The sequence below is a fragment of the Amorphus sp. MBR-141 genome, from assembly GCF_053628695.1.
The window spans coordinates 33,802-46,475 of the sequence record NZ_JBRJGW010000013.1 but is presented as its reverse complement, the minus strand read 5'-3'; the positions used below and the strand labels follow the sequence as shown (position 1 = coordinate 46,475).

Below are 12,674 nucleotides of genomic sequence, written 5' to 3'. Positions count from 1 at the left end.
GCGGGATCGCAGCGGGTCGCGCGGTGCGGCGGGGTGAACTTCTGCCACCCTCGACATCCATTCGTAGACCCCGAGGGATATCAGAAGTAGTCGAAAGTCTCTTGAACGTGATAAGCTTGGCTTATGCCTACTTCACCTCTGCATCTCGATCGTTTGCGCCTCCGCCATCTCCGGCTGCTCGAACTCATCCACACGCATCGCTCGCTGCGGGCGGTGGGCGTCGTCCTGAAGCTAACGCAGCCGGCGGTCTCGCAGATGGTGAAGGACCTGGAATACGCGCTGGGCACCGTCCTCTTCGAGCGCTCGGCGCGCGGGGTCACCTTGACGCCGGCCGGGGAACTGGCGCTGCAGCGTGCCCGGTCGGGGCTGGCCGCGTTCGACCACCTGGCCCAGGAGCTGCACGCCGAGCTCCCGCCGGTGGTGCGGGTGGGGACCAACCCGGCCGTGATGTTCCAGCTGCTCCCCGCCGCCATAGCCAGGCTCGAGGCCGGGGGCGCCCGGTTGCGGCTCAGCGTCCGGGCCGGGATGGTCAACGACATGTTGGAGGCGCTGTGGAGCGGCAGTCTCGACTGCTACGTGGGCCGGGTGGACTGGGATCGGTTGCCCGGAAACATGGTCGACGTGCTCCGCCTTGCACCGCTGACGGTCACCGATCTGGTGCTGGCCTGCTCCGTCACCCATCCGCTGGCCGATCGAACGGACCTGTCGGTCGGCGATCTCCTCGACTGGTCGTGGGCCCTGCCGTCCGCGGGGTCAAACAACCGCGTGGTCTTCGAGGCGGCGTTCCGCAATCTCGGCCTTGCCGGGCCGGTCCCGGTGGTGGAAGTCGAGTCGGATCCGAACGCGCTCATGCTGCTGGCACGCCAGGTCGGACTGCTCGTCTGCATTCCGCGGCTTGCCCTGGAGGCGGACGGCGCCAAGGATGCGCTGCGCGTGCTCGACCTGCCCGACCTGCGGCTGCCGCCGATCCAGGTGGGTTTCGTCACCTCCGCGCACAACGAGATGATGATGCCCGTCCAGACGTTCCGGCAGGCGCTGGTGGACGTCGCGGCAGAGCGCCCCTCCTAGCGCCTGCTCCGAGCAGATCGACGACTTTGGTGTATGAGAGGCGGCTCCGGAATCGATGCCCCGGCATGTCCCGTTTCGGCCGCTGCGATCTGGATGCAAATGCGCGCGGTGGTGCATGCGCGGAATTCTCATCCTGTGCTTCGGCGATCATTTCTGCTTATCACCTTGAAGAGAGTTTCGTCTCCTCGTGATGGCTTGGCGGAGGCTAGGTATGATCGCGGCAGGCAGGGGTGGATCCGGCCGCTTCCGGCGTTCCTTCATCAAAGCGGTATGAGAACAGGCATGGCGATGACGTTCGAGGATCAGGTCGCGATCGTGACCGGAGGGGGCAGGGGGCTTGGCCGCGGCTACGCGATGGCGCTCGCCGAGCGCGGCGCGCGCGTGGTCATCGCCGATCCTGGCGAGGATGCCGACACGACGGCCGAGGCGATCCGGGCGCGGGGCGGACAGGCGAAAGCCTGCAAGGTCGACGTCTCGGACTTCGGCGAGGTCGAGGCGATGGTCGCCGACGTCCTGGGCGAATGGGGGCGCGTCGACATCGCCATCAACAATGCCGGCATCCTGCGCGACCGCACCTTCGCCAAGCTGGATTTGGACGATTTCCGTGCCGTGATGGACGTCCACCTGATGGGGTCGGTGCATCTCACCAAGGCCGTGTGGCCGGCGATGCGTGCGCAGCAGTACGGGCGCGTGGTCTTCACCACCTCGTCGTCGGGCATGTACGGCATCTTCGGGCAGGCGAACTACGCCGCCGCGAAGGCATCGATGATCGGGTTGATGAACGCCCTGCACCTCGAGGGCGCGCGCGACGGCATCAGGGTCAACTGCATCATGCCGAGTGCGGCGACCAGGATGACCGAGGGACTGCTGAGCCCCGAGGCCGAGCGCCTGCTGGTGCCGGAGGCGGTCGCCCCCGGCGTGCTGTTCCTGGTGTCCGGCGAGGCTCCGTCGCGGATGATCCTGTCGGCCGGCGCCGGCGTCTTCGCGCGCGTCTGCATCACCGAAACGGAGGGCATCCTGCTCTCCGGCGAGGACCTGTCGCCCGAGACCGTGGCGGCGCGGTTCGACGAGATCGGTGACCGCACCGGCGAGCATGTGCTCAACTCCGGCTTCGAACAGGCCGAAAAGCTCACCGCCTCGGCCCTGCGCGCCAGCGCCCGCTGACCCCGACCGGGAAGGACAACCGCATGGACAGATCCGTCGTCATCGCCTCCGGCGTTCGCACCGCGATCGGCACCTTCGGGGGATCGCTGCGTGCCGTGCCGCCAACCACGCTTGCGGCCCTGGTGGCGCGCGACGCCATCGCGCGCAGCACGCTCGCGGCCGATGCGATCCAGCACGCGGTGTTCGGCAACGTCATCCACACCGAGGCGCGGGATGCGTATCTGGCCCGGGTCGCGGCGATCGAGGCCGGCGTGCCGGAGACGGTGCCGGCGCTGACCCTCAACCGGCTGTGCGGCAGCGGCCTGCAGGCCGTCGTCAGCGCCGCCCAGATGATCCTGCTCGGCGACGCCGACGTGGCGCTTGCGGGGGGCGCGGAGTCCATGAGCCGGGCACCGTTCGCCTCGGCCGATGCGCGCTTCGGCAAGCGGATGGGTGACGCGGCCCTGACCGACGTGCTTCTGGCCACGCTGCAGGGGCCGTTCGGCGAGGGCCACATGGGGGTGACGGCGGAAAACGTTGCCGGCGACTACGGCATCGGGCGCGACGAGCAGGACCGGTTTGCCGTGGAAAGTCAGCGGCGGGCGGCACGCGCCATCGCCGAGGGCCGCTTCGCGGAGCAGATCCTGCCGGTCGAGGTCGATGCGAAGGGCGGTCCGAGACCGTTCCTCGTCGACGAGCATGTCCGCCCGGAGACGGACATGACCTCGCTGGCCAAGCTCAAGCCGGCCTTCGCCAGGGACGGATCGGTGACCGCCGGCAACGCCTCGGGCATGAACGACGGGGCTGCGGCGCTGGTGCTGGTGGAGGGCGGCTTCGCCGAACGGAAAGGGCTCTCGCCGCTCGGCCGGATCGTCGCCTACGGCCACGCGGGGGTCGACCCCGGACGGATGGGGCTCGGGCCGATCCCGGCGGTGCGGGCGTCGCTCGACCGCGCAGGCCTGTCGATCGGCGACATGGACGTCATCGAATCCAACGAGGCGTTCGCGGTGCAGGCCTGCGCCGTCGCCCGCGACCTCGGCTTTCCGCACGACCGCACCAACCCGAACGGCGGCGCCATCGCGCTCGGCCATCCGATCGGCGCCACCGGCGCGATCATCCTGGTGAAGCTCCTCTACGAGCTCCGCCGCGTCGGTGGTCGCTACGGCCTTGCCACCATGTGCATCGGCGGCGGGCAGGGGATCGCGGTGATCGTGGAACGCGAGGGGAACTGACCGCGCGGGCTTGCTCGGCAGGGGCTCATCTCAGCCCGTCGGCGCGATGAGGTGGCGCACAAGCCATTCGGCCACCAGGGCCGGTTTCGCGTGCCCCTCGATCTCGATGGTGACGGCCAGCGTCGCTTGGACCTGTCCGGGTGCGATCTCCTCGAAGGCCTGCAGGACGAAACGGCCGCGGATCCGGCCGCCCGAGGGCACCGGCGACAGGAAGCGCATCCGGTTCATGCCGTAGTTCACCGACATGACCACACCCGCCAGGGGCGGAAGGTCGGCCAGCATCTCCGACAGCATCGCGAGCGTCAGGAAGCCATGGGCGATGGTGCCGCCGAAGGGCGTCGTCTTCGCCCGCTCCGGATCGGTGTGGATGTACTGCCGGTCGCCGGTGCATGCGGCGAACTGGTCGATCTGCTCCTGGGTGATGTCGAACCAGCGGGAAACCCCGACCTCCTGGTCCAGCAGCGCCGCATAGTCGGTGAGCGAGATCGGCGTCATGGTCTCTGTCATGGCTTCTCGAAGCGCCGATTGCGAGCCAAGGGGCCCGGTGGAGCGACTTTGACATCTCGTGCCGGCTGCTGCGAGGCTAAGCACCAGCTGAGCAGTAAATGTCAAATGCAGTGGCATGCAGCCGTGGACGGGGCGAATCCCGACCCACCCGGATCCTGGCACATCTTGACCACGCCCGCTGCCGGCCACGGCGCGCCGCACGTCATGCGCTCGCGCGGCGCCCGAAACCATCGGTCTCCTGCAGGTGCTGGACGAGGTCCGACGCCAGGCCGGAGGCGTGCTTTCGCCTCGTGGCCTGAATGGGGGCTGTCGGGCTAATCCCGGGACAGCGCCACGACCGGATCGAGCTGGGAGGCGCTGCGGGCCGGGAGATAGCCGAACACGACGCCGATGGCCGTCGAGGTCAGGAAGGCGGCCACGATCGAGGTGTTCGAATAGACCATGCTGAAGCTGGTGCCGAACGCGGAGAACGCCACGCCGAAGCCCAGCGCCAGCGAGATCCCCAGCACGCCGCCGATCAGGCAGACCAGCACGGCCTCGATGAGGAATTGCTGCAGGATGTCGCTCTGCCGCGCCCCGACCGCCATGCGCACGCCGATCTCGCTGACCCGTTCGGACACCGAGACCAGCATGATGTTCATCACCCCGATGCCACCGACCACCAGCGAGATCACCGCGATCGCGGCGATCAACAGCGTCAGGGTCTGGGTGGTGGACGTTATCGTGTTGCGGATGTCGTCGGTGTTGAGGATGAAGAAGTCCTTGGACTTGTGGCGCAGCGTCAGGAACTGGGTGACGGCCTGCTCGGCGAGGTCCGACGAGGTGTCGTCGGCAACGCGGACGGTGATGGACCGCAGCGAGGTGCTGCCGAGGAAGCGCGCCTGAACCGTCTTGTAGGGCAGGTAGAGCTGCAGGTTGCTCGACGAGCCGAACCCGCCCTGCTGGGCCTGCATCACGCCGACGATGCGGCACGGCACGGAATCGATCAGGATCACCTTGCCCACCGGGTCCGTGCCGTCGGCGAACAGCGTCGACAGGGTGTTGTCGTCGATGACGACGTCCTGGGCCATCTCGCGCGAGGCCTTCTCGTCGAAGAAGCGGCCCTGGGCGAGCTTGGTGCCCTTCACGTCGAAATACTGCGCGCCGACGCCGTTCACCAGCGCGTTCGCCTCGAGGGTGCCGTAGCGCACCGTGCCGTTGGTCGACACGGTCGGCGTCACGCCGGCGACGTAGGGCTGGGTGGCGAGCGCGTCGGCGTCGGCCACCACGAGGGTCTGCACCTTGCCCGACCGCACGTCGCCGAAGCTCTCTCCCGGGAAGATTTCCAGCGTGTTGGTGCCGAGGCTCGAGATGTTGGCGAGCACCTTCTGGCGCGATCCTTCGCCAAGCGCCACGACGCTGACCACCGAAGCGATGCCGATGATGATGCCGAGCATGGTCAGGAAGGTGCGCAGCTTGTGCGCGCGCATCGACACGAGCGCCATCGACAGCGCTTCGCGCGCGCGGTCGGCCGCGGCGGCGAGGTGGCCGCCCCTGCGCCGGCGGCGTGACGGCGCCGGCTCGGCCGCCGCCGCTGGCGCCGCCTTCTCCTTGCGGGTGTCGGACACGATCTCGCCGTCGCTGATCTCGATGATGCGCTCGGCGCGGGCCGCGACGGCGGCATCGTGGGTGACGATGACCACCGTCTTTCCCTCCGCGTGCAGCTCGTCGAGGATCCGCAGCACCTCCTCGCCGGAGCTCTTGTCGAGGGCGCCGGTGGGCTCGTCGGCGAGGATCACCTCGCCGCCGTTCATCAGCGCCCGGGCGATGGAGACGCGCTGCTGCTGGCCGCCCGAGAGCTGGCCGGGGCGATGCCCGGTGCGCTCCGCCATGCCGAGCCGCGTCAGCAGGGCCTCGGCGTGTTCCGCGCGCTCGGCCGGCGAACGTCCGGCGTAGATCGCCGGCACCTCCACGTTGCCGAGCGCGGTCAGCTCCGCCAGCAGGTGGTAGCGCTGGAAGATGAAGCCGAAGTGCTCCCGGCGCAGCTCCGCCAGTTCGTCCGGATCGAGCTTGGAGGTCTCGCGGCCGGAGATCACGTAGCGGCCGGAGGTCGGCCGGTCGAGGCAGCCGAGAATGTTCATCAGCGTCGACTTGCCGGAGCCCGAAGTGCCGATGATGGCGACCATCTCGCCCCGGCCAATGACGAGGTCGACGTCCTTCAGGACCGCCAGCATGCGGTCGCCGGCGGGAAACTCCCGGCGCAGCTTTTCGACGACGATCAGCGGCTCGGCCACGGCGGTCAGAACCCCATCGGCGACGGCGGACCGCGCCTCCGGCCGCCGCTGCCGGAGCCTCCGGACGCGGCGGCTGCCAACTGGCCGGTGACGACCCGGTCGCCCTCAGCAAGCCCGGAGACGACCTCCGCCATGACGCTGTCGTTGAGGCCGATCTCGACGGTGCGGCTCTCGACCACGCCGTCGGACCGGAGGACCCGGACCTGATAGGTGCCGTCGGCGTTGCGGCTCGCCAGCGCCGCCGAGGGGATGGTGAGGGCATTCTCGGCCTGGCCCACCACGATGTGCACCTCCGCCGTCATGTAGGTCTTCAGCTTGCCGTCCGGGTTCGGCACGTCGAAGACGCCGTTGTAGTAGATCGCCGAGCTGGACGACGACGACGAAGAGGAAGAGGACGAAGAACTCGAGGAAGAGACCGCGCTGTCGCTGGTGATCGATTCCGGTGCCGGTTCGATCTGGGAAAGGGTCGCGTCGTAGCGGGTGTCGGGATCGCCCAGGATGGTGAAGTAGAGCGGCTGGCCCGGCGCGACCTTCACCACGTCGACTTCCGAAATCTCGGCCCGCACGGTCATCACGTCGAGCTGGCCGAGGATGACGATCGTCGGCGCCGACTGGGACGCGTTGACGGTCTGCCCTTCCTGCGTGACTACCCACAGCACGGTCCCGGCGATCGGCGCGGTGATGCGGGTGTAGTCGAGGTCGACCTTGGCGGTCTCCACCGCCACCTCCGCCTCGGAGATCTGCGCATCGAGCGCCGCGATCTGCGCCTTGGTGGTTGCCAGCGTCTCGACGGCCGCCTCGTATTCGTCGCGCGAGGTGGCGGTCTGCTTCAAGAGCCGCTCCTGCCGGTCGACCGACGCCTGGGCATAGGTGAGATTGGCGTTCTTCTCGTCGAGCTGTGCGCGCATGTTGGCGAGCTGTGCCTCGGCGGTCTTCAGCGCGTTTTCCTGCGTCACCGAATCGATCCGGGCGATCAGATCGCCTTCCGCGACCTCGTCGCCGACCTTGACGTCGACGGAGGTGACGCGGCCAGACACCTGGGCGCCGACGGCGACCAGCTTCGCCGGCTTCAGGGTGCCGGTGGCCAGCACCGTCTCCTCCAGGTCGCCATGGGTGACGGGCACGCTCAGGACCGTCGGGGCCTCGTCCGCGAAATAGCGCGGATAGAGCACCCATCCGGCGGCGCCGCCCGCGATCAGCAGCAGAAGCAATACCCAGAGGAGGCGCCCGCGGCGCCGTTTGCGCGTTCCCGCCATCACGAGCGTCCCGGCAGGATCGACAGCGGCCCCCGCCGCGGGGCGGATGCCGGCTGCAAGGCCGGCGCGATCGGCGGTAGCAGCGGCTTCGCCAGCCGCGGCCCGGTGGCCTCGTCGACCACCTCCGGCCTGGTCGCGTCGATGGTTCCGTTCCAGCCGCCCCCCAGCGCCTTGTTGAGGGCGATGTAGTCGGTCGCGATGTCCACCCGGCTCTGGATCAGGGAATCCTCCGCGGAATAGAGAGAGCGCTCCGCATCGAGAACCTCGAGGAAGCTCGAGGCCCCGGTCCGGTAGAGGGATTGGGAGAGCGATGCGGCCTTCCGGTACGACGCGGCCGAAGAGGCGAGTTTCTGTCGCCGGATGCGATCCTGGGCCAGCGCGACCACCGCATTCTCGACGTCTTCCAGCGCGGTCAGGACCGACGAGAAATACGTCAGGTAGTACTGGTCCCGCACCGCCTTCGCCGCGTCGACCGCCGCCTTCAGCTGGCCGGCATTGAAAACGGGAACCGACAGCGACGGGCCGAAGGACCAGCTGATCGTGGAGTTGTCGGCCAGATCGCCGATCTCCACGCCCGAGGTCGATATGGCGCCGGTGAGGCTGACGCTCGGGTAACGGGCTGCCTCGGCCTGGCCGACCCTGGCCGTGTACTGGGCGAACTGGCGTTCGGCGAGCCGCACGTCGGGACGGGTGAGAAGGATCTCGGCCGGGATGCCGGTCGGCACCGGGAGAGGGGGCGAGGGGATCGGCTGCGGCTTCTTCATGCGGCCGGCGACGGCGTTTGGCGCCTGGCCGAGCAGGATGCCGAGGCGGTGGACGGATTGCGCATAGGACGACCGCAGGGCGGGGATGTCGGCCTCGGTGCTCGACGACTGGCCCTCCGCGTTGGCGACGTCCAGGCCGGACGCGGTGCCCTCGCGGAACTTGGTGCGCGTCAGGTCTGCGGTTTCGCGCTGCGAGGTCGCCGTCCGCTGCGCCAGCGCCATCCGGGCCTGGTAGCCGCGCGCCATGACGTAGTTCTCGGCAATGTCGCCGATCAGCGTCAGAAGCGTGTTGCGCAGATCCTCCTCGGCGGCGTCGAGCCCGTATTTGGCCGCCTCGACGCTGCGGCGGTTGGCGCCGAACAGGTCGATCTCCCAGCTTGCGTCGAAGCCGGCCTGGTACTGGTCGAACGCGCCGCTGACGGTCACGTCGCCACCACTGGAAACGTTCGAGCCGTTCTTGGAGCGGGTGTAGGAGCCGGAGCCGTCAACCGAGGGAAACAGCGTGCCGACTTCCTGCCGGTAGGTCGCGCGCGCCTCGCGGATCTTCGCCTTGGCGGTGCGGACGTCCAGGTTGCCGGCGACGGCCTCGGCGATCAGCGCATCCAGCAGCGGATCGTCGAGCCGTTTCCACCACTCGGAAAGCTCCGGCGGCTTCGCCGTCGATACCGAGCCGATGCGGGTCCACTGGGCTGGAACCGGCAGGAGCGGCGTGCGGTAATCGGGGCCGACCGCGCAGCCCGCGACCCCCGCCGAGACCGAGACGACGAGCAGGAGCCGGCGGCACCTGAGCGGCGGCCTCGGCCGGACAGGCGAAGCCGATCGGAATGGTTGGCAAATCATGCCGGCCTGTGTCTCATCTTCGAAGGAACGTCCGGCTTGGCCGAGGCGGCGTCGGCCGCCGCCTGCCGGCGTTCGAACTGGGCATCGTCAGGTTCCTGCCGGGGCGAGGCTGGCGAGGCGGTGGACCGTCACCTGCGCTCTGCCGTCGGGGCCGCACCGCGCGCCCGCCTCCCGGGACCGGGCTCCGACGCCGGCGGGCCGGCATCCCTGCGAGACGTGGACCCGACGCTCCCTCTTTCACGAACTTACAGAACTTCCGGTGATCAAAATTTGTCCGTTGCGCGATGGCACCGAACCCTAGGAACGGACGAATGCGCGGCTGCCTACGCGGGGCCGGCGAGAAAATCGGAGGGCCGAGCGCGCGAGCATGGGCAGGGGCATGGCCATGGTCGTGAACTTCCCGGGTATCGGAGCGAGACACCCGGACCGTCCCGGATCGGTCCCGCGGAGGCGGATCGCGGCCTCGCGCGGCCGGAGCTCGGAACCGTGTGCCCGCTTTGCCCGCGTGCGGTGCGGCGCAGTCTGGTCCCACTCTGGGCAGCCGCCGGCACCATCCACGGTTCGCGCGCCTTGGAACCGGCCGGTGGTCTCAGAGCCGGTAGCCGACCCTGTGGGAGCCGCCGCGGGCTGGCCTCCGTCGGCGAACGCGCCATCGGACGGAAGCTTCAGCTGCATGCCGTGCACCTGCTGCAGGTCGATGTCGGCGGTGACCCGGCCGGCCGTGTCGGCGATCGGCATGATCGTGGCGCGCCGCGATCTATCCACCTCAATTGCGGGCCAGATCCCTTGACCGGCCGGGACTTCGCCGCTACCCACGCCGACAACGGAGACGTGGCCGAGTGGTCGAAGGCGCTCCCCTGCTAAGGGAGTAGATGGCAAAACCGTCTCGTGGGTTCGAATCCCACCGTCTCCGCCAGCATCTCGCTCACGGCAGCTTCACGTCGTTCGACGCCTCCGCGGGGGCGGCCGGTCGCAGTCGCGCTTCGGTCGTCGAGCTCGAATTTTGTTCGATCCTCTCCGCCGATCTCGCTCATCTGTCCATGTCGATGGCGTAGATGCGCTGATCCACCGGCCGGGCCAGCGACGCGTACAGGCGCTGGGCGTCCACATTGCTGGCTTCCGTCACCCAGTAGATCCGCTGCCAGCCATGCAGCCGTCCTTCATCGGCGACCGCCTGGATGAGCGCGCGCCCGATGCCGCGGCCGCGCGCCGCCGGCGCGACGAACAGGTCCTCCAGATAACAGACCTGCCGCAGCGAGAAGGTGTGCGGGTGCAGGATCGTGTGGGCGAGGCCGACGGGAAGCCCGGCTGCCGGCGCCTCGTCGAACGCGAGCCAGGCATCCATCGGATGCGCCGGGTCCAGGATCCGCGCCCACAGCGCTTCGATGGTCAGGCCGTCCATGGCGGGAGCGGCGAAATGGCGGCAGTTGTCTGCCCAGATGGCTTCCCATCCGGCCCTGTCGGTTTCAGTCGCCTTCTGCAGCCTGGGCATGGAAGTCCGCATCTCCCTGGAGCCATCACGGTCGGATGGCGGCACCCTGTCGGCAGGATATGGCTCCGGATTCAACCGGTCTGGCAATTCCTTTTCGTTGAAATCGGCGCGATCCGAACGGGAAATGCGGGCGGCCAGGTTGCGCCCGCATCGCGGGGCTGACCGGCAGCCGGCGGCCCCGCACAGGCAGATGCTTCCGCCTGTGCCTTCCGTGCCTCCGATGCGCGCCGCGGCAGCGCTGCCGCCGGCATCGATGACGTCTGCTCGCCGCAGCGTCCGCCGACGGTGCGTCAGGCGGCTCCGGGCTCGAGCGGATCCGGACCGTAGACGTTCGGGCCGCGGTCTCCGCGCTGCACATGGAACACCAGCAGCACGATCATGCCGACCAGCGGGATCAGCACGATCAGGTACCACCACGCCGTGCGGCCGATGTCGTGCAGCCTGCGGAATCCGGCGGCCAGCGACGGCAGGATGTGCACTAGGCTGATGAGGCCGGCAACGGGCCCGGCCTCGCCTTCGTCCCAGCCGAAGCCGAGGACGCCATCGACGACGCCGCCGATCAGCAGAAGAATGAAGTAGGCGAGCACGTACCACCAGTAATCCGCGCGGGCGATGCGCCCGCTGAAGGTCACGTAGTTGCGCATGACGCCGAGATAGCTGTCGATCATTGCCCCGCTCCCTGCCAGGTCTGACGGCCGCCCCAGGTCCGGAGCGGCACGATGCCCATCATGCGGCGGGGGACGAGGCCTCCACAATCCGCGTGTCGAGACAATCCAGCAGAATCGCGCATGATGGGCGGGTCATTCCGCCGGCAGCGGACCACCCCGCCAGATCGGAGTTCCGACCATGACCTCGCTGTTCGCCTCCTGGCAGATCTGGGCGGTGCTGGCCGCCGTCTTTGCCGCGCTGACTGCGATCTTCGCCAAGATCGGCGTCGAGAACGTCGGGTCCGATTTCGCCACGTTCGTCCGCACCATCGTCATTCTGGGTGCGCTCGCGGCGATCCTCACGGCAACCGGGGGATGGCAGAGCTTCCGGTCGATTGCGCCGCGCTCGGCACTGTTCCTGGTACTTTCCGGGCTGGCGACGGGAGCCTCCTGGGTCTGCTATTTCCGGGCGCTGAAGATGGGGGACGCCGCCCGCGTGGCGCCGGTCGACAAGCTGTCGGTCGTGCTCGTCGCGGTGTTCGGGGTCGTCTTTCTCGGGGAGAGGCTGTCGACACCGAACTGGTTCGGCGTCGCGCTGATCGCCGCCGGCGCCGTGCTCGTCGCCTACCGCTGACGGCGCCGGTCGCCGTCACATCGACTTGAGCGCCGCGGCTCCGAACTCGGTGATCGTCGCTTCCTGCCGGGCGTTGAACGCGACGAACTGCTTGCGCTCGAGGCTCTGCAGCACGTTGGAAACCACCGTCGGGTCCTCGTCGGGCAGGGCGCCAGCGATCGTCTCCGCGCGGAGATATTCGCCGTGGTCGGCGTGCAGGCGCGCAATGGCGTCGAGCACGGAAAACTCGTGGTCCGACAGATGCATGGAACGACTCCGTTTCTACGTGCCCCCGGGGCAGCCGGGTCCGGAACAATTGTCGGCGCCTGGAAGTTTCATGGCCGGTCCCGCCAGGGCCGCGTCCGATCGGGGAGACACCCGGGCGGGCCGGGCTCGTGAGGCGGGAGTATCTCAGTCGAAACGGAGCGAGATCATGGCGGACGAAAGCCAGCTGCCGCAGGAGCGCGTGCGCGAAAAGGCCTATCAGATCTGGATCGAGGAGGGCCGGCCCGAGGGGCGCGAGGCTGACCACTGGGAAAAGGCCTGCGAGCTCGTCGCCATCGAGGAGGCCGGCGACAGCGCGTTGCTGCCGCGCGAGGCGGGTGCTGGCGACGTCGTCGAACCGCCCGAGGCGGTCGAAAACCAGGGCGATTTCCCGGAGATGGTCGACCAGGGCGAGGGCGCGCGGGTGCCGCATCGCGAGGCGGCAACCCAGACGCTCAAGGAGCCGCTCCGCCGGCGGCGCTGAAGGGAGGCCGGGTGCGAACCCGGCCCCGCACATGTCCCAGTGGCGCCGGCACCCCGCCATCGTGCGAGGCGGCCGGGCCCCATCGGAGAGG

12 protein-coding genes and 1 tRNA gene are annotated in these 12,674 nt (G+C 69.0%); 6 read left to right on the top strand and 7 right to left on the bottom strand.

The window, feature by feature from the left end; all coding sequences use genetic code 11:
* The first annotated feature begins 123 nt into the window (after positions 1–123).
* The 3 genes from ACSSVZ_RS17330 to bktB all read left to right on the top strand — a co-directional run bounded on the left by ACSSVZ_RS17330 (position 124) and on the right by bktB (position 3,443).
* Entirely contained in the window at positions 124–1,068 is a 945-nt protein-coding gene (locus tag ACSSVZ_RS17330) for a LysR family transcriptional regulator (protein WP_453971973.1), read from the top strand.
* A gap of 282 nt (positions 1,069–1,350) precedes the next feature.
* Positions 1,351–2,232, top strand: coding sequence for an SDR family NAD(P)-dependent oxidoreductase (locus ACSSVZ_RS17325; protein WP_453971972.1), 882 nt, complete (start codon positions 1,351–1,353; stop codon positions 2,230–2,232).
* A 23-nt stretch (positions 2,233–2,255) separates the two neighbouring features.
* Positions 2,256–3,443, top strand: coding sequence for a beta-ketothiolase BktB (bktB, locus tag ACSSVZ_RS17320; protein ID WP_453971971.1), 1,188 nt, complete (start codon positions 2,256–2,258; stop codon positions 3,441–3,443).
* 30 nt (positions 3,444–3,473) lie between these two features.
* On the opposite strand, the gene ACSSVZ_RS17315 is transcribed toward bktB, so the two are convergent.
* The 4 genes from ACSSVZ_RS17315 to ACSSVZ_RS17300 all read right to left on the bottom strand — a co-directional run bounded on the left by ACSSVZ_RS17315 (position 3,474) and on the right by ACSSVZ_RS17300 (position 9,083).
* Entirely contained in the window at positions 3,474–3,950 is a 477-nt protein-coding gene (locus ACSSVZ_RS17315; RefSeq protein ID WP_453971970.1) for a MaoC family dehydratase, read from the bottom strand.
* 314 nt (positions 3,951–4,264) lie between these two features.
* Positions 4,265–6,223 carry a MacB family efflux pump subunit gene (locus ACSSVZ_RS17310; RefSeq protein WP_453971968.1) on the bottom strand — a complete coding sequence of 653 codons (1,959 nt, stop codon included), beginning with the start codon at positions 6,221–6,223 and terminating at the stop codon, positions 4,265–4,267.
* Positions 6,224–6,228: 5 nt separating this feature from the next.
* Positions 6,229–7,479, bottom strand: coding sequence for an efflux RND transporter periplasmic adaptor subunit (locus tag ACSSVZ_RS17305; RefSeq protein ID WP_453971966.1), 1,251 nt, complete (start codon positions 7,477–7,479; stop codon positions 6,229–6,231).
* The gene (locus tag ACSSVZ_RS17300; protein ID WP_453971965.1) at positions 7,479–9,083 is read right to left on the bottom strand and encodes an efflux transporter outer membrane subunit; all 1,605 of its coding nucleotides are present in this window, start codon (positions 9,081–9,083) and stop codon (positions 7,479–7,481) included. The genes ACSSVZ_RS17305 and ACSSVZ_RS17300 overlap by 1 nt, the downstream gene beginning before the upstream one ends.
* 825 nt (positions 9,084–9,908) lie before the next feature.
* Between ACSSVZ_RS17300 and ACSSVZ_RS17295 the strand changes: the two genes are divergently transcribed.
* Positions 9,909–9,999: transfer RNA gene (locus tag ACSSVZ_RS17295), tRNA-Ser, on the top strand.
* A gap of 114 nt (positions 10,000–10,113) precedes the next feature.
* Here the strand turns inward: ACSSVZ_RS17295 and ACSSVZ_RS17290 are convergent.
* Positions 10,114–10,575: an N-acetyltransferase family protein gene (locus ACSSVZ_RS17290; RefSeq protein ID WP_453971963.1), complete on the bottom strand. Its 462-nt coding sequence runs from the start codon at positions 10,573–10,575 to the stop codon at positions 10,114–10,116.
* Positions 10,576–10,865: 290 nt separating this feature from the next.
* On the bottom strand, positions 10,866–11,243 hold the full coding sequence (locus ACSSVZ_RS17285) for a DUF805 domain-containing protein (RefSeq protein WP_453971962.1): 378 nt from the start codon (positions 11,241–11,243) through the stop codon (positions 10,866–10,868).
* Positions 11,244–11,421: 178 nt separating this feature from the next.
* Between ACSSVZ_RS17285 and ACSSVZ_RS17280 the strand changes: the two genes are divergently transcribed.
* On the top strand, positions 11,422–11,856 hold the full coding sequence (locus ACSSVZ_RS17280; RefSeq protein ID WP_453971961.1) for an EamA family transporter: 435 nt from the start codon (positions 11,422–11,424) through the stop codon (positions 11,854–11,856).
* 15 nt (positions 11,857–11,871) lie between these two features.
* Here ACSSVZ_RS17280 and ACSSVZ_RS17275 read toward each other — a convergent pair whose 3' ends face one another.
* Positions 11,872–12,102 (bottom strand): hypothetical protein, encoded by a 231-nt coding sequence (locus ACSSVZ_RS17275; protein WP_453971960.1) that lies wholly within the window; start codon positions 12,100–12,102, stop codon positions 11,872–11,874.
* A gap of 166 nt (positions 12,103–12,268) precedes the next feature.
* On the opposite strand from ACSSVZ_RS17275, the gene ACSSVZ_RS17270 reads away from it, so the two are divergent.
* Positions 12,269–12,583, top strand: coding sequence for a DUF2934 domain-containing protein (locus tag ACSSVZ_RS17270; RefSeq protein WP_453971959.1), 315 nt, complete (start codon positions 12,269–12,271; stop codon positions 12,581–12,583).
* Positions 12,584–12,674 lie beyond the last annotated feature (91 nt).

Bases quoted from the DNA above. Each gene is read 5' to 3' on its own strand.
- ACSSVZ_RS17285 (WP_453971962.1), bottom strand. From the start codon at position 11,243: ATGATCGACAGCTATCTCGGCGTCATGCGCAACTACGTGACCTTCAGC.
- ACSSVZ_RS17300 (WP_453971965.1), bottom strand. From the start codon at position 9,083: ATGATTTGCCAACCATTCCGATCGGCTTCGCCTGTCCGGCCGAGGCCG.
- ACSSVZ_RS17315 (WP_453971970.1), bottom strand. From the start codon at position 3,950: ATGACAGAGACCATGACGCCGATCTCGCTCACCGACTATGCGGCGCTG.
- bktB (WP_453971971.1), top strand. From the start codon at position 2,256: ATGGACAGATCCGTCGTCATCGCCTCCGGCGTTCGCACCGCGATCGGC.
- ACSSVZ_RS17305 (WP_453971966.1), bottom strand. From the start codon at position 7,479: ATGGCGGGAACGCGCAAACGGCGCCGCGGGCGCCTCCTCTGGGTATTG.
- ACSSVZ_RS17275 (WP_453971960.1), bottom strand. From the start codon at position 12,102: ATGCATCTGTCGGACCACGAGTTTTCCGTGCTCGACGCCATTGCGCGC.
- ACSSVZ_RS17270 (WP_453971959.1), top strand. From the start codon at position 12,269: ATGGCGGACGAAAGCCAGCTGCCGCAGGAGCGCGTGCGCGAAAAGGCC.
- ACSSVZ_RS17330 (WP_453971973.1), top strand. From the start codon at position 124: ATGCCTACTTCACCTCTGCATCTCGATCGTTTGCGCCTCCGCCATCTC.
- ACSSVZ_RS17290 (WP_453971963.1), bottom strand. From the start codon at position 10,575: ATGCCCAGGCTGCAGAAGGCGACTGAAACCGACAGGGCCGGATGGGAA.
- ACSSVZ_RS17325 (WP_453971972.1), top strand. From the start codon at position 1,351: ATGGCGATGACGTTCGAGGATCAGGTCGCGATCGTGACCGGAGGGGGC.
- ACSSVZ_RS17280 (WP_453971961.1), top strand. From the start codon at position 11,422: ATGACCTCGCTGTTCGCCTCCTGGCAGATCTGGGCGGTGCTGGCCGCC.